We start from the raw sequence: 25,439 nt of genomic DNA, 5'->3' as shown, positions 1-25,439 counted from the left end.
AAATTACTGATTTCATTGTATGTGCCACTAATCACTACTATAATCTCCCTCGCAATATAGAAATATCCCTATTTCTACAATTGGATATTTCCCTATTATTCTACTTTAATTATTTGAAAGGTGATATAGGGGGCGTCTCTGTAAAATTACTGATTTCATTGTATGTGCCACTAATCACTACTATAATCTCCCTCGCAATATAGAAATATCCCTATTTCTATATTTGGATATTCCCCCTATTATTCTACTTTAATTATTTGAAAGGGTGGTATAGGGAGCATCTCTGTAAAATTACTGATTCTATTATATGTACTGCACATCCCTATTATAATCCCTTTTAAAATATAGAAATATCCCTATTTCTATATTTGGATATCCCCTATATCTTTACTTTTATTATTAGAAAGGGTGGTATAGGAGGCGCTTTTCAACAAATTACTGCTTCTATTATATGTACTACATATCACTATTATATTCTCCCGCGTAATATAGATATATCCTCTATTTCTATATTTGGATATTTCCTTATATCTCTACTTTTATTATCAGAAATAGAGGCATAGGGGGAGCTTTTGAAAAAATAATGATTCTATTGTATGTACCACATATCACCATTATAATCCCTCTCCAAATATAGATATATCCCTATTTCTATATTTGGATTTTTTCCTAAGTCTCTACTTTTATTGTTTTCTGAAAGAAGACTCCTTCTTCAAAAATGTGAAGGTGTGAAACACCAATTTTAGGTGGGAGATGAATTTGCTTCGGACAAAAGATGGCAGGAAGCCATCTTAATACAGCTCACCTGATAATATCAATTCTTTCGTTTTGGGGTATTTGCTTTTCTTAGCTTGATGAGCATGGGATAGGGGGATATAAGGACTTTTTCAAAAAATGAATGGAGTGGTATAAATGACAGATTCTATTGCATGTACCACATATCACTGCTATAATCTTCTTTGTAACATAGAAATATCCCTATTTCTATAATTGGATATTTCCCTATTTTTCTAATCTTTTCACTAAGATATAGAAATAGGGAAATAGGGATATATTCCGGAAAATAAATGGAGTGGTGTAAATGGCTATTACAATTACTGTTGGGAATTATAAAGGGGGCGTTGGTAAAACCACTAATGCTGTATTAAACTCTTATGAATTCGCAAAAAAAGGGAAACGAACTTTACTTGTTGATCTTGATCCACAGAGTAATGCAACAAAATCTCTAATGCTAACAAAATCTATCCTTAATCCTGACGAAAAGGTAACTTTAAATAAAACATTGATGAAAGGGATTCAAGAGGGGAATTTAGATGGATTAGAAGTTGAAATAACAGAAAATTTACATTTAATTCCTTCTTATGTTGATTTTCAAGATTTCGCAAAATTTCTATATAAATCGTGTTCTTCGGAAGAAGAAGAAGATTTCTACTTTAAGGGATTACTTGAGAAAATAAAACATAAATATGATTACATATTTATCGATGTTCCACCTATGTCAATTGAAGTTACAAAAAATGCAGTTGTAGCTTCTGATTATGTTCTTATAACTCTACAAACACAAGAACGTTCTCTTACAGGTGCAGAGAACTACATTAACCAGCTAATAAAATTAAAAGAGCAATATGATCTTGATATTGAAGTTGTAGGTATTCTTCCAGTACTATTAAAAAATAATGGTAAAGTGGATGAATACATTATGGAAAATGCTCGTGAAATTTTTGGTGAAGAAAACCTATTTGAAAATATCGTTCCACAGATGGAACGTATTAAAAGGTTTGATGTTAACGGTATTACTGAAAATGATAGACATGATTTAAATGTAATAGAACTATACGAAAAAATTAGTGATGAATTATTATCTCGTATCAATGTTTTTGAAAGTATGAAGGTTGGTGTATAACATGGCAAGAACTCCTGGATTATTAGGCAGAAAAAAGAGCAATTTTGATCCAACAGATCCTTATATCCCAAACGAGGATTCAGTTGTAACAAAAAGTGACGAGAATACTCCTACTTTTCCACCTAAAAATGAACAAGAACAGGTAAATCCACAGGAACAAAAGACGGAGCAAACACCAGAGAAAAAGAAATTTAAAAACCAACAAGGTAGTATTAAAATTTCTAGTCAATCTAAGGAAGAGCTTGGAGCACTAATGAAACTTACTAATACGAAATATGCTCATGAAATAATAGATTTACTTATACATCATTATGTAGAAAATCAATTAACTCCCGAACAGAAAAGGAAATTTGAATTATTAACAGAGATTTAGAAATATAGAAATATCCCTACATAGAAATAGGGATATTTCTATATTTTTTGCAGTTAAAAGAATATCATCACCACAATTCCCTTATAATATTCCCTCATCAATCGCTTTGTCACTTAAGCTAACTATTTAATTTATAGAAATGAAGGTGTGCAGAGATAATAAAGTTGTTTAAAAAACGCCAGTCATGTTATTCAACAATTGGGCCATTTAAATGATTAAGACTACACAAAAAGTCGCTTTCCCTTACGTAAGGAAAGTGACTTTTTAGATTGATTTTCCCCTTGTTATCAAGCTTTTCACTTTAAGTTCCTTTGACTAAATTTGAAAATTTCGTTGACTATTCAGTTGAACTATATAGTCGAACTGAATAAAGGATGAGGATATGAAACATAAATTATTACCGTTGTCTGAAACCATGCATTATATTTTATTAGCCATGCGTGAGCCACTCCATGGCTATGCCGTAATGCAGAAGATAGAAAAGCTAAGTAACGGTACGGTTATTTTAGCAGCTGGTACATTATACGGTGCGATTGAAAACTTGAATAAGCATGCTTGGATTGAACCTGTTGGAGAGTCAGGTCGGAGAAAAGTTTATATGATTACTGCTGAAGGAAGCGCCATTTTGAAAATGGAACAAAACAGGTTATTGCATATTTTATCACTGTACGAAGGAAGTGAATCGAATGAAGAAATTTAAGTTGTTTTTTGATTTTGAAAAAGAGGAGCAATGGCTGAATGAACAATTACAAAAAGCTATCGTTGTACAAATATTAGTGGATTAGGAATATACACTTTCGAAAAAACTGACAAGAGATATGTGATGCGACTGGATTATCAAGATTATTTATCAAAGGAAAAGTTCAAAGATTACAAAGGGATATACGAAGACTTCGGTTGGATTTATATAAATGACTCCTGGTTTGGTGGGGTTCGATATTGGCAAAAAGAAGATGATGATCAAAATGAAATCTTATCGGATCGCCACTCAAAGAGTAATTATTATAAAAGATTGATGGGTTATTCATTTAGTTTAGGTATACTGTTTTTGCCTTTTTCTTATATGTTTTATAAGAATTCAGGGTTATATTTAACTGAAGGTCTTTGGAGTATGAAAGGTGCATTATTTTGGAAAGCATTTTTATTTGAAACTCCATTTGCCCTTTTGAGGTCGCTTACCTCCCTTATGATTGTTTTCTTTGGTATCAGTTTCTATAAAGCTTATCGAAAGTATTCAATTTTAAAAGAAAAATAAACGTTTTTGAAATCTTCCAGAATAGGGCGCTATTTTTTGAACAAAACTTAGATTTTTAAACGACTTTATTGTTATATTTTTAAGTACAGTGAAGTATCTTATATCGAAAATTAAACAACTATATTTTAACTCCGTCCTAAATTTAGAACGGGGTTATGCTTGTTTTAGGTGTTATTGAACTACTCACCACTTAACGTCCTTACGGACTTTTTGAAGTGGGAGATTCCTGCGAACACCGATGTATCCACCGGTTATCTTAGCAGGCTCTACCCGTAGCCCCTACGGTGAGAACATAAGTATCTTATACGTTGACGCACCACACTCCCTACTTTAGCTTGGTTTTCGCAACTTCGGCAAGCATGGGGCGATAGAACGTTGAAGATTTTACGGTTGCAACGTTTTTCTGCAACCAACCTCATATCTTCAGTTTTCGAAGAGCAATCTGTACAAGTAAATGATAGCAAACATGTTGGCTTATGCCAACCGACATTCATCTCCCACCTAAAATTGGTGTTTCACACCTTCACATTTTTAAGGAAGGAGTCTTCTGTCGGAAAACGATAAAATTAAATAACTTTATTGTCTTTTTACAGAAGGTATAGGAGAGGGCTTTGGATAAGTTACTGGAATAATATACATTACTGATTCTATTGCATATACCACATAACACTACTATAAATCTCTTTTTTAAATATAGAAATATCCCTATTTCTATAAGTGGATATTTCTATATCCCGTTGCTTTTGTTACAGAAATAAAGGTATAGGAGGGGACTTTTGAAAAGTTACTGGAATAATATACATTACTGATTCTATTGCATATACCACATAACACTACTATAATCTCTTTTTTTATATAGAAATATCCCTATTTCTATAAGTGGATATTTCTATATCTCATTGCTTTTGTTACAGAAATAAAGGTATAGGAGAGAGCTTTGGATAAGTTACTGGAATAATATACATTACTGATTCTATTGCATATACCACATAACACTACTATAAATCTCTTTTTTAAATATAGAAATATCCCTATTTCTATAAGTGGATATTTCTATATTAATTAGTTTACTTTAAAACAGGCAAATTCAATAACTACATTAAAAAGAGTCCTATTTCTAGGACTCTTTTTAATACTACTTTTTAGCTTTAACTTACATTTTATCGATTATCATTTGTCTTTTATACCATTGATTTAATTTGCTTCTCGCCGTACTAGAGAGACGTTTTGTTTTTTTATTATAGAATCTAGAAAGAGTAGGCTGCGATATACCTATCTCTATTGAAAGTTCTCGCATAGTTATATTCTTTTTCATATGCATAAACTCTATTTTCTCTCTGATTACTTGTTCATTTTCATTCGTATCCGATGGTTTTTCTACAATTTTTATTGGTTGACTTTCCTCATGTATTGTATCAATTGTTTTCTTTTTCGCTAAGTTTTCCATTGAACTAATTAGTTCTTTGGGTGGCAATATTACTATTCCTAACTGTGAATAATAGTTTTTAAACCAATTCTTCTTTGTCAGTTTTTCTTCTTCTAAACCATTATGATATTCCCAATGAGAAATTACTTCTTCTTTTTCTAAATCAATAAGAACATTTTCTAATTGTTCGCGGACACGATTAGGTTTTTGTTTCTGGTTTATACCCATAACTGCTAACAAACCTTTATCTCCACCTATAGAATAAGGTCTTTGTAAGCTAGAAAACATTTGACGTATTCTCCATTGCCATGTCAAATATCGAATTAATCTTTTATGATATTTGTGTCTATAACTATTATATTCAAGTGCCTTTTTTGATAATAATGCGGTAGTACTATTAGATCCATATAGATATCCGGATAAGAAACTTCCCGGTTTGATTCGACACGATTCTATCCCCATGTATTCGTTTGTGTTTTTATCTCTCCATAGAACTACGGAATCTAATACAAATAGTCTTTTGATTACCTCGCGTTTTACTTCATAATGCTTACCTGTTTCAGCGCGATCATTTAATACGACTACTTCATTGTCATCATTTAGATATATAAAAATACTCGCTAGGGCCGCAATCCGCTTCGCAACTTTAATTTTATCTTCTACCCTATAATATTCGACACCATTTGCTTTAGCCTTTGAAATACTGCACATGTCTAAAACTTGTTCATATGAAAAATCAATAAATTCATCAGGCGATTTTGCTTCATTCAACCATTGAATCGTGATGGTATCTAAACAATCTGCAGTTAAATCATCCATATTACTCATTACACCATCTACTAATGTATTCCATCTTGCTGTCTCTTCAATATTCGTTAACTTTAGATCTTCATCTTTATGAGAGGAAAGCTGTGCCACTCCATTACTATCCTTTGTTTCAATAGGATAAGATTTTAACCGTGTGTTTTCATCTTCTTCAAATTGATTTTTAGCTATTCCATCTCTTAACTTATAATAGACCGCGGAGTTATTTACTTCTAAATAGTTTTCATTCACTATGTTCGCATCTGATTCACTTGTTGCTGTATGCACTATAGTACTAGCTGTCTGATTTTTACGAAACTCTTGTTCAATAAAGACACCTATGGTCTCATGAATAATTAATTTGTAAGTATCTATCTTTTTAAATATATCTAGAGCAGAAACACCTTTTCTTTGCTGTTGCTCTAGCCACTGTACAAGCATTGAAAATGATGGAGAAAGGTATTCTGAAGTCACAATTTTACTTTGATCTGCTTCAACATCAACATAATAGGAAACCCATTTATGCCACAATTGCTCATCTTGTTTATACAGTTGTTCAGTTATTGATAGTGCGTCTCTAAACAATTGTAGAACGTCTTCCATATAAATTCGGCTCCTTATATACATTTAGTTATTATTGATCTTAATTTGAAAATAATTAGCTATATGATGTTCCTTTTTATTAAACTAGAAACGTAGTCGGAATATTCCACTCTTTCATTTCACTGTTAACATCTTAAGGGCTTTAATTTGTATACTTATAGCCCGCTCTGTAACTGATTATACAAGACTCAATTGATTTTTAAAATCCAAATAGCAATTTTTTCAACAACCAATCTTATTTTCATAAGCTCTTTTCCTATTAGATTTTCAGCAATATTATTCATATTTATAAAAGAGGTGAAAGCTAAAAAATGTAAAGATGAAAATATAAATTTCACTTCGAACACCCCAAGTTCATCAAAAATGAAAATTTATAGCCATATCATTGCCCTTTCCACCAAAACATGAAACAAAAAATTACATGATGTAACTCTTTTTACTAATTCGAAATTTTTTTCTAAAAGTGCTTAAAGCTTGATATATAAGCTTTTCTATTACAGCTATACTATTAGTTATGAAAATTTATAGCTATATGATGTCCCTTTTATTTCAGATAAAAACCTCATAAACCCTTTTATATTGGGAGTTTTCAAGTTTTCAACACCGTTTTCACATATTTATGAAACATGAAAATCTATAGCTGTATGATGTCCCTTTTTTTACCCAAACATGAAAACCCACCTAGCTACTTCATGTTCCTTTTACAATTATAAAATTATAGATAAAACCCATTAACATCACTATTCAAAAGGTTTTATCGGTTTAATTCACAATTATAAACATGAAAATCAACAGCCATATGATGTCCCTTTTATTTTCAAAAAAATTGATATAACCGTTGATTTAATCACGTTTACAAGGTGTTTTTTCTATTTTTCATCTTTTCTACCAATATGAAAATCTATAGCCATATCATGTCCATAAAAAAAAATGAACGCACCCTGAAACCCCTTGGTACACAAGGGGTTTCAGGGCGTTTCATCTTTTCATTTTTTCTCTTAAAGGGACACATTTCATCAAATTTCGATTTGGTATAATCAAAATTGATATATTTTATAGTTTTTGGTATTTATTTCAATATTTATAGGTAGGAGGTGAAAAAGATGGGAAAATCATTTATTATTCGTAATCAACGTAGTCTAAATGGACAATCCACAAATGCAGTTTTAGTAACACTAAAGTCTTGGCAAAAACTTGTTGAAACTTTCGAAGAGAAATACTACAGCTATAAAGATACATACCTTGAGGATATTGTTGATTATATGACATACGAAGAGCGTATTGCCGATGTGGATGGCCTCGTAGCACAGGCTAAACCATCTTTTTCACGTCGTACACTATCTGCTATTTCGGAAACAATGGGAAGAAAGCATAAATTATATGGCATTACAAACGCAGATTTGGAAGTATTCTTATATCTACATAAAAAATGTTACACGAATGGGGTCATTCCAAATGTAACAATACATATGATGTGGGAAGATTACAAACTATATAAAGAAGAATTTGCTTACATACAGCATTCTCAATTCTATATTGCATTAAAGAAATTAAGTATACATAACATTATTACCATTGAAAATGAATTAGATGGCCGATATACAATTAAATTAACTCATTTTATGAATGAAGAAACTGAAAAAGCCCATGCATATGTTTATATTAGCCCAGTAGTATTTACGAAAGCTTTCTTTGAGCTATCAGTTGCATCTAAGAAGCTATTCTTAGATATTGCTATGCAACAGCATAGTGAAACTACACTAAAACGTTCCTTAGACAAACAAGATGAAAAAGGGAATAAAACTCATTTTGGTGGGATGTATCGCTTTTTACATAAAAAATATCCACATCAAATTCGTGCAGTTATGACAGAATTAACAACTGCATTACCATATACAGGGACTCCATTATTCAAAATTTGCAAATTGCAAAAAGGAGTTAAGAATAAAAAAAGATATACGACTTTATATCTATCCTTACATACCGATTTCTTATGCGCAAAAGAAACAGGAGAAGTACAATATCGCGATCCATTCACACCAAAGCTTACTTATGCTCGTAAAGCTCGTTTTATCGAATCCGTACTACAAGAGATGAATATCGGTGAATTTACACAAGACATGAACAAATTCATTCATGTACTTAAATATACATGCCATCGACAAATTCGAAGTGTAATTCATAGCTTACGTGACATGATAGATCGTAATGAAGAATATCCAAGTAAATTAGTATATACTCTGAAGAAATTATTAAATCAAACATCACAATATCAAATTCTTGATACTGCGGCTAAAGAGGGTATTTATCCTCTTATTACACAACATGTTCCAAAAGAACAAAAAGAACAAGCTGTATTTGATTTCGGATTACATTTCTCTATGTACTCTCTTCGAAACATCAAAAAACTGTTCCGTAAAACATATGAGTTACTAAACTATAAATTTGCTGTACCTGTTACAGAGGAATCGTATCACCGCAACTATCTAAAGTATCAAGAAGAAACGTTGTTTAGAAAGTACGCCTATGAACAAGGTACAAACCTAAACGCTTATATGGCTTTAGAAATTGAAATACGTGAACTCTTAAAAGCAAGAGGACATAAAGAACGTATTATTCCTAGTGATGTTCGTGAATTGTTCATTGAAAAGATAGATAGATTACCGAAAGAAAAGCTTCGTGTTATTGAAGTACCAGATAGCTTCAATTTAATTACATTTATGCGTGTCTTTGAACAGTTAATACGCGCTGGTATCAAAGTAACAACAGCTGAGCAAGTACTGACAGCAATGGAAACGAACTAATCATAATCAGCTCTCTATTTTTGAAAAAATTCAAGATAGAGGGCTATTCGTGTTGATACGTATATATAAAAGAATTTACTCGCTCTTCACAATAAGTAACTTTACTCGATTCTATTCATAATAGAATCTTTTTTTATGCACTCATATACAAAAATAGTATGGTGCCTATCTAAATTTCCACACATACTTTCATATAGACACGTTATGAGCTGTCTATATACATTCAAATATCTACAAAAAATCATAAGAAAAAAATTAAATTTCGTGTATAAATAGATAAATAACATATAATGTGAACAATTTAGTGCAAGTATCATTGGTATAAATAACTTATACGCCTTCATCTATCAAAAATCATCAATATTAATGTGAGTTATGTGCTAAATCTGGATTATGTTGATTAATTAACACATAATGTGAATCTTTTGTGGGTAAATACAATAATATTGTGGACATCCAGTGAATTTATATGGAATTTTACAATTGAATAAATATGTTTATTAATGTATTAATTTGTTTCATTTTTTATGTAGGAATACTAAATTTCATTTATGTTTTTTTGTAGATTGAGGATTATAATAACACCTATTTTTTCGTTACTATATTCTACTATTTATGATTTTTTACGCTATGGAATGTTAAAAGGCATTGTCACAGTAATGATAAACGTACATTTATCAATCCTATATAAGTTTTATCTTATTATTTTAAATATATATAAGATATATATTTATATTAGATTTTATTAACTAATATTCAATTGCATTTATACTAAGCTAACTGAAAACCAGTATTTAAAAAAATGTACTATTCATATACTAAAAAAGGATAGGTAACAAATAGTTTAAGAACAATTTTAATCCTAATTACTCCATTCAATAAACTGTTTCAAAGATATTAAACCTACAAATTCAAAACCATTTCCTTGACCTTTTGGTTGTAAAATAACAGTATCTAAATAACAAAGACAATGATTCATATCATTTTGGCATTGTATGGATTCGTGAAAACAATGATCATGGCCAACAAATACAGCATTTTGATTTTCAGAAGGATTCTAACCGCAAGGACTGCGGAGCTAGCCTAATCAATTAGAGTTCAATAGAACTCTTTACTTAGGAATCCCTCACTTTCACTTCTAAATGAAGTGAAAGTGAGGGTAGTTCAATTTTTACAATATCGAATTATCGAGAAAAAAATTAGAGAGTTATGGAATAAAATATAATGTGTATGTTCGTACATTTTTATTAAAAGAAGTTTTGTAGTTCGATAGGCTTTCTTCTTTGCAACTAAATTACCAGGAATATGAGTTTTTAGCAGCAGAATTAATGAAAAGGACTACGCTGTTTAATAGTCCTCATCACGTCCAAAAATCAGTGTTATTAACATTTTTTCCTGTTAGTTTACGTAGAGCATTGACGATTTTATTAGCATTTTTCATACTCGGTGAAACACTGTCTATATTTGCTAAACGACTAACAGTTGACTCTCTTAGGCCACTAGCTTTAGCAATATCTACTTGTTTTAAATCGTGTTTATCTATAAATTTTCCAAGTTTTGAACGGGGCTTTTTAAACCAGGACATATATTACACCTCATTTGTTTTTAGTTATAACTTGTCCAAAACTTTTATTTTTCAAACTTCGAAATAAAGAATAAATATAAAACCAGAACATATAATAAAAATAGAAAACTAAAAAATTAAAAAACTGTAATAATTTTGTGTAATATAGCTATCATAGTAATAGCTACAAGTTGCTGATACACTATTCTAATGGCAACTTGTTGCAAAGGATATTACTACAAAACAAAAAGCTTAAATCCATTGGTACACAAGGGTTTAAGCTTTTTTGAATTTATGAAGAGATGAAAATAAGTTTAATAAATTAAGAGATATTAAACTGTTCAGTATTCGAATTTTGAAGAACATTGTAATTATTTCATTGGTTTTAAAGAAGTAAGCATTTCTCTTTTATAACGACCTGGATATAACGTGTTTAGCATTTTATAAGCATTCTTATTCCAAAAGTGCACTAAAGGTGTTCTTAAGCCCATTTGTTTAACCCACTCAAAACTGTAAACTTCTATTAACTCCTCATCGGATAATTTTAATTTCACTTCTATAGTCCATTTGAGTGCTTCTATAGCGTTTTCTCTAGTCCAATATCCATTAGGTACTTTATTCAGCTCCCAGGGCTTAAATCTCCCTGGATATAAATCATTTAACATTGAAAATGGTTGTGAATGCCAAATTTCATCTCTTAATGCCTCTGGTACAAACTGATTCATCCAATCTATCACTTCTCTTTGGTCACAGTGAGGAAAAAAGTCAGGTGCAGTTACCAGCGAGTAAGCCAGGTGATTGCCAAGAAATATAGAAGATAATTCCGGACATATCGCCTCTATCCATCCATCTGCGGTGTAGTCAATATTCCTTCTTTAATGTCTTCCATGAATGTTGTTGATGTCAATAATGGGTTCATTTAGAGCCATTTGATTGAACCTCCCTTATTAAATTACCGTCTATTGGAGACGGCTTTTACAGCAGTAATAATTCCTTTAATGTATTGACAAAAGAAATTGGTCAGACTAGGACCTATAGGGTCAATTCATTACAAATAGAAATTATTCCCAATAAAAATCTATTTAATTCAGGTTTATATAATTTAAGAATGCAAGTCATAAATTCTTCGTCTAGTTTGATGCTAAGAAACCGCGCAACAGAACCCTGGAGATTGTGCAGCTTGCATGGGAATTCAGGTAAAGTTTTGATTTTACTCCATTGGTTCTGTCTAAATTGAAACTTACCATTTTCTACAACTCAAAAATATTGATTTTCTTTCATGTTTTCCTCCTTAAGATTTTATAATATCCCGCCTAGTGTTTTGTATTTATCAGCAATGAATCAAATACGATATTTACAAAACCTTTAAAGTGACTCAAATAAATCTATATGATTTGAAAATATTTACTTCAAAATAGAGTTATGTTGAATATGTAAGAAAAAAACTTAGAGAACTTTATTAATTACGTATAAAAAATAACAAGCAGTGATTTGAAGGGTTGATACGGACAAGTCTGGAGTTATTTATTGTTCATAGCATAAAAATCATAAAAAAAGAAAACATAAGTTTTAGTGATTAATATCGAAGTTTTAAAGAACTAAAAAGGAGACTTTGGTTATGAAAGAGGAAAATATTAAAAAGTTAGGACTTGCCCTTTCCGGTGGGGGATTTAGAGCATCTTTCTATCATATCGGAGTACTCGCAAGGTTGGCTGATTTGGGATTGCTTCGTTCAGTTGAATTAATTTCTACGGTTTCAGGTGGCTCTATTATTGGCGCGCTTTATTATCTTCATTTAAAAAAACTACTGGAAGAAAAGAGAGATGTTGAAATTAAAGATGAAGACTATCAGAAGATTGTTGCAAAAATTGAAGTTGATTTTCTAAAAGTAGTCCAAAAGAATTTGCGTTTAAGAACCTTTCTTAATCCAGTAAAAAATATAAAAATGATTCTTCCTAATTACTCACGAAGTGATCATATTGGAGAGCTTTATGATAAATTTTTATACAGAAAAGTTCTTGATATAAATAACACCCATCCTATAAAAATGAAGGAGCTAATTATCAAACCCTGCTGTGAGAGTAATTCTTTTCACCCACTTAAGGATAATGAAAATAGAAGTGCAAAAGTACCAATACTACTTATTAATGCAACTATCTTAAATAATGGTCATAACTGGTGTTTTAGTGCTTCGGATATGGGGGAAACACAGATTGACCAATTTAGAAAAAAATTTGATAAAAACTTTCGATTAAAAAAAATAACATCATATGAAGACATATACAAACACGAAGATTTTGAATTGGGTTTAGCCGTTGCCGCTTCGGCCTGTGTGCCTGGAATTTTTGCCCCTCTTGCTATTAGTGATCTTTATGATGAGAAGGTACGATTACAATTAGTTGATGGCGGTGTCCACGATAATCAAGGAATTAGAGGATTACTGGATAAACGTTTAAATTGCACTCATTTTATATTAAGTGATGCATCAGCACAATTAAAAGATGAAAGGGAGCCTAATGTACAGATATCCAATGTAATCAAACGTTCAAATAGTATACTATCGGACAACCTACGAGAGCAACAGTTGTCCAATATAATTAAGGAACATTCAGATAATGTTGCCCTATTACATTTAAAGAAAGGATTGCCCGTAAAGGAAGTTTCCTACTTTGATGAAAGACACAATCTTAAAGAAGAATCGAAACTTTATAACACGGAACAACCTTGCGAGACTTTTGGGGTCAATACAGATGTTCAAAACCTCCTTTCTGGTATTAGAACAGATTTGGACTCTTTTTCAGAAGTAGAAGCTTTTTCTTTAATGCTTAACGGCTATAGAATAAGTCAATATGAATTGGATAAAGTAAATATAAAAAATTTTGTTACAAATACTGCATTAAAAGAGGAAAGATATCAATTCTTTAAGATTGATTCGTGGATTTCATCACCTGTTATTGATTCTTATTATAAAAATATCCTTGAAACTGCAAGCAAACGATTTTTTAAGGCTATTAGAATGAGTTTGCTGGTCAAGTTTATAACTATTTTATTGGTTGTACTTATATGTGGAACTATTATAAGTGCTTTCGGTTCAAGGTTTATTTACTGGGCAAATGAATCAATATCAAAAGGTCAATTATTATTAATGATTCTTCTTTTAATTACCCTCTTTATTGTATACAAAGGATTTAACTTTTTTTCGCATAGATTTTTTTCTGTATGGTTCTTGATAAATCTGTTACCATTTCTTCTTATATCTGTAACAGGGTTTATATTTATTGGATTTTATCTAATCACTTTTGATCGACTATTTCTATACTTAGGTAGTTTTAAAGTATTAGAAAAGGTAAAAATAAAGTGAAAATATAAAGATTAAATAGGGGACATTTCATAATATCAATTTCTTTTATGAATGAAAAAGAAGGATTATGGCTTTCTTGCCGTTAATCCTTCTTTGGAAAAAATAGGAAACCAACTAAAAAGTAGGCTTTAAAATTATGGTGGTTATGATGAAATCAAATCACAGTATGTCTTTGTTGTTCTGCAGCATTTTCACGTACAATGATACTTGCTTAGCAAAACGACCTTGCTGACGACCATCAAGCTCCTCATAAGCTCTTTGGACATCGTTAAATAGTAATTCTAGTAATGCATCTTCCTTCTCGTTTTCGAAGCTAAGAAGACGGTCTATGGAGGTATTAAAAAACGATGCAAGTACTTTCAAACTTTCAAGATCAGGTTCATGGCGATCCACTTCCCAATTTTTGATTTGTCCACGTGACAACCCTGTTCTATCAGATAATTGTTCTTGCGTTAAACCGAAAGACTTTCTGAAATTTTTAATGTTTTGGCCGACTGTAGTTTTCATAGTTTGAGTATAATAATCACTCTATTACTATACCATAATTGGTAGTTATTCTTACTTTTTTAATATATTTAGGTCGTATTTCTGTTTATGTAAAGAAAAAAGAACAAAGGTTTGGTTTTTTATGGTAAAATATTCATATAGAGAGCTTTAAATGAAAAACTGTAAAATGCATAATTCTTTCTATGAAATTCAAGGGAAACCGTTATATAAGGATTTTTAAAATCCCTCAAAAATGGTAGATTAAGTAGTTTTTAACTATATTACATGGAGATAGCGAAAGGTGAAGAAGAGGGAAGAGAATACATCGAACAATCTATAGAGAGTTTTTCTATAGTATTCTACCGGAACAGCCTGAAAACGTTGTAGATAAATTATACATAAAAGTTGGTGAAATGCTTGAAAGATAAGTTTAGTAAAGCCATTTTGACAATTGCTACTGTAGTTTGTTTTTCTATCACCGTTTTCCAATTGGCACTATCAACTTGATAGTGTCATTTCTGCTCTAAAGGAAATGAAGAGTTTTTGACCCAAAGCGACAAAAGCTCTCCATTTTAAGAAAGTCTACATATATTAAAGAGAATATAGGGGGAAGTAGATATGAAAAAAGAGCAATTAGTTAGGGAAGCGGTAAAATTGTGTTTGAAACACGGGGCCCCGATTAAAGCAGAAGATATTATTAAAATATGTCTAGATGAATCTTATAAGGAAAATCAAATACTTGAACTACTCACCACTTAACTTCCTTACGGACTGTTTGAAGTAGGATATCCCCGTAGTTCCTACGGTTAAAAGACAAATTGCTTCAATTCTAAGATTGAGCGCTGCGTTGTGATCTCTATCGTGATGTGTGCCACAAGAAGGACAATCCCACTTACGAATGGTTAGATTTTTAACATCTTTGTTTTTGTAGTCACAATTGGAACATAATTGACTAGAAGCAAATGTTTTAGATACCACAACTACTTGTTTACCATCCCACTTTGCTTTATATTCCAACATTGTTCGAAATTTTGACCAAGACACGTCACTAATCGCTTTTGCAAGCTTTCTATTTTTGAGCATGTTACTGACTTGTAAGTCTTCCATACCGATGCCATCGTGGTTTTTGATGATTTCTGTAGAAAGTTTATGTAAGTAATCAGCTCTTGCATTTGCAATATGTTCATGGATTCGTGCAACTTTCACACGTTGTTTATGCCAGTTCGAAGAAGCTTTCGTTCTTCTAGAAAGGATACACTGTGCTTTTGCTAATTTCTCTTCCAATGTACGAAAGAATTTAAGGTTTTTGTATGTTGTACCATCAGAAAGAATGGCAAAATCTTTTAATCCAATGTGAATTCCACAAGTGGATTCCGTTTTAGGCATTTCTTGTACCTCTGTTTCGACGAGGATGGATATAAATTATTTACCACTTGGGTTACGGCGAATCGTTGCATTTAAAATACGTCCTTCTATTTCACGACTTTTTGCAAAGCGAACAAGGACAAGCTTCGGCAATTTCATTTTGTTGCCTACAATTGCAATGTTTCTGTTCGTTTGCTTAGTTGTGTAGGATTGAATCTTATTCTTTTTAGACTTGAAACGTGGAATATCATTTTGTTTCTTGAAAAAACGTGAAAAAGCATCTGTGAGGTTTTTTAATGTGGATTAAAGAGCAATACTATCTAATTCCTTTAACCAGATTGTATCTTGCTTCTTTTTTAATTGGGTGAGCTAGGCAGAGCAAGTAGGATAGGTTAATCCTTTTCCTGTTTCTTTATAGGTATTATTCCATAGAGCAAGAAAATGGTTAAATGCAAAGCGACTGCACCCTATCGCCCCATGCTTGCCGAGGTTGCGAAAACCAAGCTAAAGTAGGGAGTGTGGTGCGTCAACGTATAAGATACTTATGTTCTCACCGTAGGGACTACGGATAGAGCCTGTTAAGATAACCGGTGGATACATCGGTGTTCGCAGGAATCTCCCACTTCAAAAAGTCCATAAGGACGTTAAGTGGTGAGTAGTTCAATTACTGACATGGATCACACCTCGCTTTTTTGTAGGCTTACGATTCATCTCCCACCTACCGTTGGGCTAGCGCCCTTCACACACTTGAGGAAGCGGTATTCTGTCAGGAAACGATAAAAAAGAAGACCGTCACGTTAAGTAGTCTTCTTTGATTAGCCATTCTTTTTATTTTGCATATAAGTAACATACATCTCTAACTGTTCCCAAGCTTTCTTTCTCTCATCTTCTGGAAGGCTTTCAATTAAAGCCATTATGTTCTTTCCTTCTTCTGTAACAATCTTATTTTCTTCTTGATTAAGCTCCGGATCGTCAGATAATCCTAGTAGATAATCTGTAGTGCAGTTTAATACGGTAGCAATTTTCGTAATTGCTTTTCTTCCAGCATCTTTTTTATTGTTTTCAATTTCAGATATAGTAGATTTCTTTAGATCAACACGATTCCCCAACTCTTCTTGAGTCCACTTCATTTCTTTTCGTAATTGTTTTACTCTATCCCCACGCATAATTAATTCTCCCTTTTATATAAATTAAAATAATGTGCAATAGTTTATTACTAAATGTGTTACTAACACACTGTAATAGTTATTAAGTTAATTTTAGTACAAAAGTTCGCTCTAGGCAAACTTTTGTAGTGTTGTAAGTTGTTATGAAGAAATTTATAAATGAAAAATAAATAAAAAAGTCCGAAAAAATAGTTCCCTTTTTTCGAACTTTTTGGTATAATAGTATTTGTAAGCGAGGTGAACCGGAAAGTGATCTTTGATAACAAAAAATTGTCGGCTTTGCTTAATAAAAATGAAATGAGACAAGTACAACTTGCTAAGGAGATAAAGCGCTCTAAGAGTACAGTTTGTGAATATGTTAAAGGTACGGAATCACCTGGTGAAGAAGCTGAATTTTCAATTTCAAGAGTATTTTCTATACCAGTTGAAGAACTGTTTAAAAAAGTTGAATAAATCGAATTTATAGCATTAAAAGATTTTTTTTAAATATTAAGTTCGAATTCTTCGAACTAATTTAAAGGAGCAAAAGAGATGAATGCATTAAAAACTTTTAAAAATAAAATTTTTGAGGTATCTGCAAAATTCGAAAATGGCGAAGTATTATTCGATGTAGAACAGGTTTCCAAAAGCTTAGGATTCACGCAAAATAAAGATGGAAAAACGTATATCAGATGGGATAGGGTGAATTCTTATCTTCCTAAAAATTCCTCACTTGTAGGGAAAGGTGATTTAATACCTGAATCGTTAGTTTACAAGCTAACTTTTAAAGCTAGTAACGAAATCGCAGAGGTTTTCCAAGACTGGTTAGCAATAGAAGTTCTCCCAATAATTCGTAAGCATGGAGCATACATGATAGATCAAGTACTAGAACAAGCGGTAACAAATCCAGACTTCATGATCGGCCTTCTCACTAACTTAAAAGAAGAACAAGCGAAGCGCATTGAAGCTGAACGCAAAGTATTACAGCAACAATCTTTAATAACATTCGCTCAAGCAATCCAAGTTTCAACGAATCTAATCAGTATAAAGCAGTTAGCGATTCTAATGAAGCAAAAAGGAATAGACATAGGTCAAAACAGACTCTTCGAATGGTTGAGAGAAAACGGCTATCTTTGCAAGAAAAAAGGAAGCATGTACAACACGCCTACTCAGTATTCAATGGATTTAGGACTATTCGAGTCACAAGAATTCGTAAGAACAAATAGCGAAGGTGAATTCGTAACATCATTCACACCAAAAGTTACAGGGAAAGGTCAGCTTTATTTCATTAATAAGTTTCTTAATCAGGAGGCGGTTTAGAGATGGAGAGCTCACTACTCTTGATAATTGTCGCGATAGTTATATGTTTATCGACATACTTAGTGCACCGAGTAGATGTTGCAGCCAAGAAAGCAGAATGGATTGAAAATGACAAATAAACAGCAGTGTGATGAATAGGATTATGGATCATAAAGGATTTAAGAGCTAGAGGTGTACATAACAGCGTAGCTAAGGTTGAGGAAAGATACAAGAAGTATATCACTCTGGCTAAATAAGAAAGATCGTCTTTATAGAGTTAATAGGACAAGCTTTCGCTTGTCGTAATATTCAGTATTTTAATAGAATGCCCCACCTAATAAATAGGTTCCTGGGTATTACGATGCGTGAAAGCATTAAAAAAGACCGTACAGAAGTACAGGCTAGTTGTTACACATATCGGTAACTATATTTTAACAGATTGTTAGATCAGTTTCCATATAGAGTAAGAAACGCCCTGTTAGAAGACAGGACGTTTTAAAGAAAGTCGCTTTGAAAATCTTATGTTCTTATTATATCACATAGATTATTATTGGTAAATAAGGAGGAATATGGAAATGATTGAAAATCCAATTATTTGCGGAAATCATCATGATTCATCGGCTAGTGACTTCATGGATTACTGTAAAGGTTGTGGCGGAGAAATCTATTACGGTGAAGGATACCTTGATTTTGATGGTGATCCTATTCATACAGAATTTGAATGCATCAAACAATATGTTGAAGAACATTCCATTAAGAAAGTTGCAGGTGAATGATGTGGATATGAATATACATCTTAAGTTCAAATTAGAAAAACGAATTTTTAATAGATTAATTGAACACAACAGGAAAAATGGAGAACCACATTCAAACGCTGTCATCCTAGCGTATGAACACGGCTTGCAAGTACTTGAGGAAATGTACAAAGCTAGCCAACAAGAAGAGAAAGAAGAAATTGCACCATTTTAAAAGAGAGGGGGATTTATATGACAATTGAAAATCCCTTTACTAAATTAGCTTAAATAGATTGCTTGGAACACGTTGAAAAGAAAGGATAAACAAACTAGCTAAGAAGTTGAAACCTATCTTAGAAAAAAATAAATCAGGAATCGTCCTTCTTTCATAGGTGAGGAAGGGCGCGAAGAATGAAAAAGAAGTGAAAGAGTAGGCAATTGAGTACTTTACTCCCGATTGCTATCCAGGATACAAAATAATCAAGATCCAAGGTGATATAGCGGTATGCGAAAGGGAAAATGAGTAATGTTTAAGATACCTATAAGACGTGGATCAATGAAAGAAATGATAAAAGCGGTTTGTGATTTAGAAGCAAGGGGTTATGACTATGTAGCACCAATCAAGAAAGTGTATAGAGTAGAAAAGACTTTCTATCATAAAGGGAAATTCAGAGGAAGAGACAAGGTTCGGTTTACAGGAATGGAAGACTTAGTAAGTTATGAATGTTGGATGAAGAAGGTGAACTAAATGGCAGATGTTAAATGGATAAAACTCTCTACTAGCATGTTTGAAGATGAAAAGATTCGATTGATTGAAAGCCTACCTGATGCAGATACATTACTAATCATTTGGATTAAATTGTTGTCTCAAGCTGGCAGAACAAATGCTAATGGTTACATATTCTTGAGTGAGAACGTTCCTTTTACAGAAGAAATGCTTTCAACACTTTTTAATAGACCGATAGCAACTGTGAGACTTGCACTACAAACATTCAAACAGTTCGGAATGATTGATGTAACAGACGATCAATACATATGCATCTCGAATTGGGAAAAACATCAGAACATAGACGGATTGGAACGTGTAAAACAATTGAATGCAGAGCGGAACAGGAAGTATCGTGAACGCAAGAAACAACAGCAATTAGCATTAGAAAACAAGGGTGAAGAAAGTGATGCTTGCGTGACGTCACGTGATGATACAGATATAGAAGAAGATACAGAATTAGATATAGATAAAGATAAGAAGAAAGAAAAGACTTCCCGTCACAAGTTTGAAACTTGCGACACCAACGGGGCTAAGTATTTGTTTGAAAAAATTAAAGGTAACAATCCTAAACAAAAAGAGCCTAATTTCGATACTTGGTCTAATGATTTTAGGCTGATGCGTGAAAAAGATAACCGTGAATTAAAAGAGATTAAAGATGTTATTGATTGGTGCCAAGCAGATCCGTTTTGGCAAGGGAATATCTTATCTCCTAAAAAGCTACGTGAAAAGTTCGATCAGTTAACAATTCAAATGAATTCTAAAAAAGGAGCGAAGAACAATGCAGAGAGCGGCGCTAGCAATACCAACCGATATAGTCAAAAAGGTGAATATGACTATGGGTTCTGATGTTTGTAATACACATGGCATGAATAAGATGAAGTTCAGTGGACAAGTTGTGTGCCCTCGATGCTTTCTTGAAAACGAAAGTAAGAAGCTCCAGGAACAAGAACAAGCGAAATACGATGCTGTTAAAGCGAACGAGAAGAAATTCTTATTCCATCAACAAAGCATGATTGCTGATAGTAATATTAAGAAAGCTAATTTTGATAACTACCAACCTACTAGCGAGGAAGGGGCGAAGAACCTTGAACTTGCAAAGATAATCGCAACGGATTATTTCAATAGGAAGGTGTTCAATACAATTATGGCCGGTAATTGCGGAGCGGGGAAAACACACCTTGCTTATGCCATCGCAAATCAGCTTGCAGGGGCAGGGATATTAGTGGTCTTCGTTACAGTTGGCGAATTGCTACGGAAAATTAAAAGTACATTCAATAAAGATTCCTTCTTAACTGAGGACTCAATCATAAGGACATTGGTACGAGCAGATGTGTTAATAGTTGATGATTTAGGAGCCGAGCTGGGCGCTCTAGATGCCAACACAAAAGCAACAAACTTCATTAATAGGGTGTTATTCGACGTTTTCGATGGTAGGCAAGGTAAATCTACTATTTTTACAACAAATTTTACAGGGGAGCGTTTGGAGGGTGCATACGATGAACGGATTGTATCACGTATCTTCAATAACTTTAGAGCGATTGTTTTCAAAGATACAAAGGATTACAGAAGAAAAGCATTGCCATTTTAAAAGGGGGAAGTTGAGATGTGTGCATGTGAAGGAACGGGAGTAATTAGGAACGATATGGGAACGGGAATGTATCAATTTGCACCATGTATTTGCGAAGCAGGGAATCAGACACCTGAAGAAGTGGATAGAAGACGTCATGGCGCCATAGCGCGTTTGGAAATAGCTTATCAAATGCAAATGGAGAGGAAATGGGATATGGATTTGGTGACTACATTACAAGTGAGTAAGAGGAAAAGAAAGAGAAAACAAATTAGCTAGGAGGATAAGCCATGACAGCAAAGGAACGGGCAAGACTACATGGTTTTTGGACGCATAAGAAGACAGGGCAGCGTATCGCTATATCGCGTGTGACGTTGTATGGCGAGGCACATGCGAGGAAGGTGAATTCGCTAGGGCATGAAGTGGGGCCGAAGGAAATTATGTTGGTACGAAATCTGAAGGAAGACTATGTGAAAGGCATGATTTAGGCAATGAACAGGGAATAAATTTAGAGCGATGTGTTATTACAAAAAGGGGTTTATACGGAAGAAGATACAGGGCGGCAACCTTATGAAATGAGCGAGCAGAAATTTTAGAATCTATAAAAAAGAGATGGGGAAAATGAGCAAGGAATTAGCAGATGAATTACATGAGAAAAACGTCCATAAATTATGGGGGGGTTCTTTCTAAATGTCATTGGTCTTGAGGGGAGTAAAACGTTTTAGAACGAAAAAAATAAACATGTTTATAAGATTTATTGTTTTTACACATAGAAAGTAGGTGAATCATCATTTGTTTAACTGGATGAAAGACTATCAGAAATTAGAAGAAGACATTGCTTATCTGGACTACAATTTAGATAAAACAAAAGCTGAATTAAAACGCTGGATTAGTGGTGATTTACGGGATGTTCGTTTAACTGCTTCATCGGAAGGTGCGAAAGTAGAAGAGAATATTGAAGCAATTGAATATGAATTAGCTCATAAGATGAATGAAGTATATAATTTAAAGTGTTTGATTAGTAAGTTTACAGGATTGGATCATCAAATACTTAGAATGAAATATATTGATGGAATGACCTTAGAACAAATTTCGTATGATTTACATTATAGTGCAGGATATATTCGACGTAAGCATGCTGAAATAAGAAGGATTGTCAAGTTTCTAGATGAATTTTAATGTTACCTTTATGTAGGTTATATATGGTGTACAAAAACCATTGAAAAAATGATTTATAGTAGTAATATAAGATTTTTACGAAAGGGCAACTATTTTTATGGTTGCTCTTTTTGTTGTGAAAGAAGACGAGTGTCATGAAGTAATTTTATAGAAAAATGGGCACTTAGCTGTTGGGTGTACTTAGTAAATTAGTAGTTTTTTAGACAAAAATAATAGGAAAATAAAGAGATGTTTAGTAATGAGTATATTAGCCGCTTCAGTTACGACAAAGAATCTGCCACAACAAGTATTACGATGGCAGACAATGGTAGACAGTGAATGTGCTGCACAAGGTGTATCTGAGTTAGTGCCTTATGTGCTTGGAATTATTATGGTGGAAAGTGATGGGAATTCAGAACAGACCCCCGATATTATGCAGTCAAGCGAATCACAAGGATGGTCAATGAATACAATCAAAAATCCTAAAGAGTCAATTTATTACGGAGTGATGCACTTAAAAGGAGCTTTTGCAGATGCAAAGAAGTATGGTATTACGGATTTAAGTGCTATTGTTCAAGCGTATAATTTTGGGCGTTATTACATCCGTTGGTTAGCTTCTAATAATAAACAGCATTCACTACAGGTGGCAGAGCATTATTCTAAAACTGTTGTTGCACCATCTCTTGGAAATACAACTGGTGCGATGATTCGATATAGTCATCCTATTGCTGTGGCATACAATGGTGGTTATAAATATAAAAATGGTGGGAATTTCTTCTACGCTGAAATTGTTAAACAGTATGTTGATTTTGATGGAGGAACTGGTGGTGGTGAAAATAAACCAGTGCAACCAGAAGGTATTGGAATCGCTGTATCTAAGTATCCAGTTGGATGGGGTGTTAATCTATATAGCCAAGCACAAGGTGGATATTTTACGGGTAACGTAATTAATGATAAAACACCGTATCTTATTTTAAGTGGAGCTTGGTATGAACAACCTATGATATGTCTTGGAAATGAGGCGTGGGCTTCTCTGGAACACTTCGATGTAGAATGGTTCAGTGCTTATTCAAAATATCCAGCGGGTTATGGTATTAATACATATGATGGTCCAAACGGAAATTATACAGGTAATGTAGATGGCTCCGTTCCATATAGAGTTTATGCACGACAAGATGGTTATTTGGATATTGGACAAAGTACATGGTTAAAAGAAGAACATTTTAATGTTAGATAAGAATATAGGATAGGAGTCACTCACTTGAGTGGCTCTTTATTTTGGAATCGGGGCATGATCGGAAATAAAAAATGATAGTGTTGCCCTATACTAAGTTGTTTTTTATCTAGGATAAAGTGAAGTTTTAAGCTCGTTATATAAAAATATTACAAATAGGGGGATTTAAATTGGAACATCAAGCTTTGATACCAGTAGTAAGTGAGAAGAAAGCACAGAAAGAAGTAGTAAATATATTAAAAGAATATCAAGCATTAAAAATGAGATTAGAAGATGAATTAACACAAGATAATATCAATGTATTTCCGGAGTTACGTGATTCAAAGGAAATATGTAAATTGAAGGTAAGAAGAATCGAAAAAGTTTTAAATGAAATTTTAGATACTGATGAAAGAAATATCATCATGATGAAGTTTTTAACGAATAAAAATTTGAAAGATTCATATGTACAGAATGAATTAATGTTAAGTAATTCTTATTTTTATCAAAAGAAGAAAAATGCAATTAAATTAATTGCTATAGCATTGGGGATTATTTGAAAAAAGATAAGAAATGAAGATATACGTAAACAGTTATAAGAGGTATCGAGTCACATTAAGCTATTATATGTCATTCAGTGAAATCCCCCAATTTGTTTTCTTCCTGCAAGCATATATATCAACTTTTCAAAGGATTTCATGTGTCTAGGTCTATAAAAGACTTTCGGATGCACTAAATTGAAATTTATCTCTTACTAAGCAGTAGCTAGTGTTCTATATACGTTTTAATACGGGCAATCCTCTGAGATAGAGTGTTAAACAGTAGAGAAAATACAGATAAATAGGGACAGTTTTTAATGGGTTTTTAAAAATGAAATCAACGATAAAATTACTACAAGAAAAGGAGTAAAGTCCCTTTTACTAACTAATAGAGGAGTATGTAAGAATGAAGAAAATAGCAGATATATCTTATCATAATGGAACTATTAATTGGGCAGAAGCGAGTAAAGACTTGGAGCTTGCAATTATTCGTGTACAATATGGATCGAATAAAATTGATTCGAAGTACAAGGAATATGTACAAGGGTGTAAAGCGTATGGAGTTCCATTCGGCCATTATGCTTATGGCTGTTTTGTAAACGTTCAGGACGCTATTATAGAAGCGAAAGATTTTATGGAACGTGCTGACAAAGATGCGAAATTTCTTGTATTAGATGTAGAAGATGATACACTAGCAAGTTGTGGACCAGCTAACTTGGCAAAAGCATCTCAGGCTTTCATTGATACATGCCGTGCAGCAGGTTGGAAAGTTGGATTTTATGTATCACATCACATGTATACAAGTTATGGATTAAATACTGTAAGTGCAGATTTCCTATGGATTCCTCGTTATGGTGGCAGCAAACCTGCTTATAGTTGTGATATTTGGCAATATACTGAAAATGGTAGCGTTGCAGGTATATCTGGTAATGTAGATTTAAACTACTTAAATGGAAATAAATCTATTGAATGGTTTATAGGAAAGGGTTCTAATCCAGAAGAACCAACTTGGACAAATGCTTATAACCCAACAGATGGTTCAATTGGAGTGTGCTGGAATAAGTACGGTGA

The 25,439-nt window shown here is 32.8% G+C and carries 25 protein-coding genes and 2 pseudogenes; 20 read left to right on the top strand and 7 right to left on the bottom strand.

Going from position 1 to position 25,439, the window contains the following annotated elements; translation table 11 throughout:
- Positions 1-1,081 precede the first annotated feature (1,081 nt).
- The 4 genes and pseudogenes from JDS92_RS24505 (at position 1,082) to JDS92_RS24490 (ending at position 3,531) form a co-directional block, all read left to right on the top strand.
- On the top strand, positions 1,082-1,903 hold the full coding sequence (locus tag JDS92_RS24505; RefSeq protein ID WP_001018645.1) for a ParA family protein: 822 nt from the start codon (positions 1,082-1,084) through the stop codon (positions 1,901-1,903).
- A 1-nt stretch (position 1,904) separates the two neighbouring features.
- The gene (locus tag JDS92_RS24500) at positions 1,905-2,276 is read left to right on the top strand and encodes a hypothetical protein (RefSeq protein WP_199632668.1); all 372 of its coding nucleotides are present in this window, start codon (positions 1,905-1,907) and stop codon (positions 2,274-2,276) included.
- Between the two features lie 382 nt (positions 2,277-2,658).
- Positions 2,659-2,976, top strand: coding sequence for a PadR family transcriptional regulator (locus JDS92_RS24495; RefSeq protein WP_199632667.1), 318 nt, complete (start codon positions 2,659-2,661; stop codon positions 2,974-2,976).
- Positions 2,963-3,531, top strand: a pseudogene (locus JDS92_RS24490) (DUF2812 domain-containing protein). The gene JDS92_RS24495 and the pseudogene JDS92_RS24490 overlap by 14 nt, the downstream one beginning before the upstream one ends.
- A 1,153-nt stretch (positions 3,532-4,684) precedes the next feature.
- Here the strand turns inward: JDS92_RS24490 and JDS92_RS24485 are convergent.
- Positions 4,685-6,364 carry a helix-turn-helix domain-containing protein gene (locus JDS92_RS24485; RefSeq protein WP_199632666.1) on the bottom strand — a complete coding sequence of 560 codons (1,680 nt, stop codon included), beginning with the start codon at positions 6,362-6,364 and terminating at the stop codon, positions 4,685-4,687.
- 188 nt (positions 6,365-6,552) lie between these two features.
- On the bottom strand, positions 6,553-6,702 hold the full coding sequence (locus tag JDS92_RS24480) for a hypothetical protein (RefSeq protein ID WP_199632665.1): 150 nt from the start codon (positions 6,700-6,702) through the stop codon (positions 6,553-6,555).
- A 765-nt stretch (positions 6,703-7,467) separates the two neighbouring features.
- Here JDS92_RS24480 and JDS92_RS24475 point away from each other — a divergent pair.
- On the top strand, positions 7,468-9,168 hold the full coding sequence (locus tag JDS92_RS24475; protein ID WP_199632664.1) for a hypothetical protein: 1,701 nt from the start codon (positions 7,468-7,470) through the stop codon (positions 9,166-9,168).
- A 1,360-nt stretch (positions 9,169-10,528) separates the two neighbouring features.
- Here JDS92_RS24475 and JDS92_RS24470 read toward each other — a convergent pair.
- Together JDS92_RS24470 and JDS92_RS24465 are read right to left on the bottom strand one after the other, a co-directional pair.
- Positions 10,529-10,753, bottom strand: coding sequence for a helix-turn-helix domain-containing protein (locus JDS92_RS24470; RefSeq protein ID WP_199632663.1), 225 nt, complete (start codon positions 10,751-10,753; stop codon positions 10,529-10,531).
- Between the two features lie 350 nt (positions 10,754-11,103).
- Positions 11,104-11,457, bottom strand: a complete 354-nt coding sequence (locus JDS92_RS24465; protein ID WP_199632662.1) for a DUF4046 domain-containing protein — start codon at positions 11,455-11,457, stop codon at positions 11,104-11,106.
- An 893-nt stretch (positions 11,458-12,350) separates the two neighbouring features.
- Here JDS92_RS24465 and JDS92_RS24460 point away from each other — a divergent pair.
- Positions 12,351-14,093, top strand: a complete 1,743-nt coding sequence (locus tag JDS92_RS24460; protein WP_199632661.1) for a patatin-like phospholipase family protein — start codon at positions 12,351-12,353, stop codon at positions 14,091-14,093.
- Positions 14,094-14,252: 159 nt separating this feature from the next.
- Here JDS92_RS24460 and JDS92_RS24455 read toward each other — a convergent pair whose 3' ends face one another.
- Positions 14,253-14,600 (bottom strand): helix-turn-helix domain-containing protein, encoded by a 348-nt coding sequence (locus JDS92_RS24455; RefSeq protein ID WP_018767554.1) that lies wholly within the window; start codon positions 14,598-14,600, stop codon positions 14,253-14,255.
- Positions 14,601-15,197: 597 nt separating this feature from the next.
- Here JDS92_RS24455 and JDS92_RS24450 point away from each other — a divergent pair.
- A complete protein-coding gene (locus JDS92_RS24450) occupies positions 15,198-15,338 on the top strand; it encodes a hypothetical protein (RefSeq protein WP_179861522.1) in 141 nt (46 codons plus the stop codon).
- Here the strand turns inward: JDS92_RS24450 and tnpB are convergent.
- Positions 15,324-16,415 (bottom strand): annotated as a pseudogene (gene tnpB / locus JDS92_RS24445) (IS200/IS605 family element RNA-guided endonuclease TnpB); the annotation flags it as partial. The gene JDS92_RS24450 and the pseudogene tnpB sit on opposite strands and share 15 nt — an antisense overlap.
- A gap of 344 nt (positions 16,416-16,759) precedes the next feature.
- Positions 16,760-17,110, bottom strand: coding sequence for a helix-turn-helix domain-containing protein (locus JDS92_RS24440; protein WP_199632660.1), 351 nt, complete (start codon positions 17,108-17,110; stop codon positions 16,760-16,762).
- Positions 17,111-17,359: 249 nt separating this feature from the next.
- Here JDS92_RS24440 and JDS92_RS24435 point away from each other — a divergent pair, with 249 nt between their 5' ends.
- From JDS92_RS24435 to JDS92_RS24375, 13 genes are all read left to right on the top strand, one after another.
- Positions 17,360-17,563 carry a helix-turn-helix transcriptional regulator gene (locus JDS92_RS24435; protein ID WP_199632659.1) on the top strand — a complete coding sequence of 68 codons (204 nt, stop codon included), beginning with the start codon at positions 17,360-17,362 and terminating at the stop codon, positions 17,561-17,563.
- 78 nt (positions 17,564-17,641) lie between these two features.
- The gene (locus tag JDS92_RS24430) at positions 17,642-18,409 is read left to right on the top strand and encodes a phage antirepressor KilAC domain-containing protein (RefSeq protein WP_097957261.1); all 768 of its coding nucleotides are present in this window, start codon (positions 17,642-17,644) and stop codon (positions 18,407-18,409) included.
- Positions 18,410-18,963: 554 nt separating this feature from the next.
- Positions 18,964-19,164 (top strand): hypothetical protein, encoded by a 201-nt coding sequence (locus tag JDS92_RS24425; RefSeq protein WP_097957260.1) that lies wholly within the window; start codon positions 18,964-18,966, stop codon positions 19,162-19,164.
- 7 nt (positions 19,165-19,171) lie between these two features.
- A complete protein-coding gene (locus tag JDS92_RS24420; RefSeq protein WP_097957277.1) occupies positions 19,172-19,357 on the top strand; it encodes a limonene cyclase in 186 nt (61 codons plus the stop codon).
- Between the two features lie 291 nt (positions 19,358-19,648).
- Complete coding sequence (locus tag JDS92_RS24415) at positions 19,649-19,870, top strand: hypothetical protein (protein ID WP_199632658.1); 222 nt, start codon at positions 19,649-19,651, stop codon at positions 19,868-19,870.
- Entirely contained in the window at positions 19,871-20,737 is an 867-nt protein-coding gene (locus JDS92_RS24410) for a phage replisome organizer N-terminal domain-containing protein (protein WP_199632657.1), read from the top strand.
- Positions 20,721-21,479, top strand: coding sequence for an ATP-binding protein (locus JDS92_RS24405; RefSeq protein WP_199632669.1), 759 nt, complete (start codon positions 20,721-20,723; stop codon positions 21,477-21,479). The genes JDS92_RS24410 and JDS92_RS24405 overlap by 17 nt, the downstream gene beginning before the upstream one ends.
- Positions 21,480-21,494: 15 nt before the next feature.
- On the top strand, positions 21,495-21,737 hold the full coding sequence (locus JDS92_RS24400) for a hypothetical protein (protein WP_199632656.1): 243 nt from the start codon (positions 21,495-21,497) through the stop codon (positions 21,735-21,737).
- 11 nt (positions 21,738-21,748) lie between these two features.
- Positions 21,749-21,946, top strand: coding sequence for a hypothetical protein (locus JDS92_RS24395; protein WP_199632655.1), 198 nt, complete (start codon positions 21,749-21,751; stop codon positions 21,944-21,946).
- Positions 21,947-22,250: 304 nt separating this feature from the next.
- Positions 22,251-22,637, top strand: coding sequence for a DUF1492 domain-containing protein (locus tag JDS92_RS24390; protein WP_097957251.1), 387 nt, complete (start codon positions 22,251-22,253; stop codon positions 22,635-22,637).
- A gap of 238 nt (positions 22,638-22,875) precedes the next feature.
- Positions 22,876-23,853 carry a lysozyme family protein gene (locus JDS92_RS24385; protein WP_199632654.1) on the top strand — a complete coding sequence of 326 codons (978 nt, stop codon included), beginning with the start codon at positions 22,876-22,878 and terminating at the stop codon, positions 23,851-23,853.
- Positions 23,854-24,020: 167 nt separating this feature from the next.
- On the top strand, positions 24,021-24,389 hold the full coding sequence (locus JDS92_RS24380; RefSeq protein WP_097957250.1) for an ArpU family phage packaging/lysis transcriptional regulator: 369 nt from the start codon (positions 24,021-24,023) through the stop codon (positions 24,387-24,389).
- Positions 24,390-24,774: 385 nt separating this feature from the next.
- The coding region (locus tag JDS92_RS24375; protein WP_274606227.1) for a GH25 family lysozyme at positions 24,775-25,439 on the top strand (665 nt) is incomplete at its 3' end.

Origin of the sequence: Bacillus cereus group sp. N12, from assembly GCF_016483575.1 — a bacterium.
Lineage (GTDB): Bacteria > Bacillota > Bacilli > Bacillales > Bacillaceae_G > Bacillus_A > Bacillus_A toyonensis.
This window is presented reverse-complemented; position numbering and strand designations above follow the sequence as displayed.

Bases quoted from the DNA above. Each gene is read 5' to 3' on its own strand.
- JDS92_RS24415 (WP_199632658.1), top strand. From the start codon at position 19,649: ATGTTTAAGATACCTATAAGACGTGGATCAATGAAAGAAATGATAAAA.
- JDS92_RS24460 (WP_199632661.1), top strand. From the start codon at position 12,351: ATGAAAGAGGAAAATATTAAAAAGTTAGGACTTGCCCTTTCCGGTGGG.
- JDS92_RS24400 (WP_199632656.1), top strand. From the start codon at position 21,495: ATGTGTGCATGTGAAGGAACGGGAGTAATTAGGAACGATATGGGAACG.
- JDS92_RS24505 (WP_001018645.1), top strand. From the start codon at position 1,082: ATGGCTATTACAATTACTGTTGGGAATTATAAAGGGGGCGTTGGTAAA.
- JDS92_RS24495 (WP_199632667.1), top strand. From the start codon at position 2,659: ATGAAACATAAATTATTACCGTTGTCTGAAACCATGCATTATATTTTA.
- JDS92_RS24420 (WP_097957277.1), top strand. From the start codon at position 19,172: ATGAATATACATCTTAAGTTCAAATTAGAAAAACGAATTTTTAATAGA.
- JDS92_RS24450 (WP_179861522.1), top strand. From the start codon at position 15,198: ATGAAAAAAGAGCAATTAGTTAGGGAAGCGGTAAAATTGTGTTTGAAA.
- JDS92_RS24440 (WP_199632660.1), bottom strand. From the start codon at position 17,110: ATGCGTGGGGATAGAGTAAAACAATTACGAAAAGAAATGAAGTGGACT.
- JDS92_RS24410 (WP_199632657.1), top strand. From the start codon at position 19,871: ATGGCAGATGTTAAATGGATAAAACTCTCTACTAGCATGTTTGAAGAT.
- JDS92_RS24430 (WP_097957261.1), top strand. From the start codon at position 17,642: ATGAATGCATTAAAAACTTTTAAAAATAAAATTTTTGAGGTATCTGCA.
- JDS92_RS24385 (WP_199632654.1), top strand. From the start codon at position 22,876: ATGAGTATATTAGCCGCTTCAGTTACGACAAAGAATCTGCCACAACAA.
- JDS92_RS24475 (WP_199632664.1), top strand. From the start codon at position 7,468: ATGGGAAAATCATTTATTATTCGTAATCAACGTAGTCTAAATGGACAA.
- JDS92_RS24395 (WP_199632655.1), top strand. From the start codon at position 21,749: ATGACAGCAAAGGAACGGGCAAGACTACATGGTTTTTGGACGCATAAG.
- JDS92_RS24405 (WP_199632669.1), top strand. From the start codon at position 20,721: ATGACTATGGGTTCTGATGTTTGTAATACACATGGCATGAATAAGATG.
- JDS92_RS24470 (WP_199632663.1), bottom strand. From the start codon at position 10,753: ATGTCCTGGTTTAAAAAGCCCCGTTCAAAACTTGGAAAATTTATAGAT.
- JDS92_RS24455 (WP_018767554.1), bottom strand. From the start codon at position 14,600: ATGAAAACTACAGTCGGCCAAAACATTAAAAATTTCAGAAAGTCTTTC.
- JDS92_RS24425 (WP_097957260.1), top strand. From the start codon at position 18,964: ATGATTGAAAATCCAATTATTTGCGGAAATCATCATGATTCATCGGCT.
- JDS92_RS24465 (WP_199632662.1), bottom strand. From the start codon at position 11,457: ATGAATCAGTTTGTACCAGAGGCATTAAGAGATGAAATTTGGCATTCA.
- JDS92_RS24500 (WP_199632668.1), top strand. From the start codon at position 1,905: ATGGCAAGAACTCCTGGATTATTAGGCAGAAAAAAGAGCAATTTTGAT.
- JDS92_RS24485 (WP_199632666.1), bottom strand. From the start codon at position 6,364: ATGGAAGACGTTCTACAATTGTTTAGAGACGCACTATCAATAACTGAA.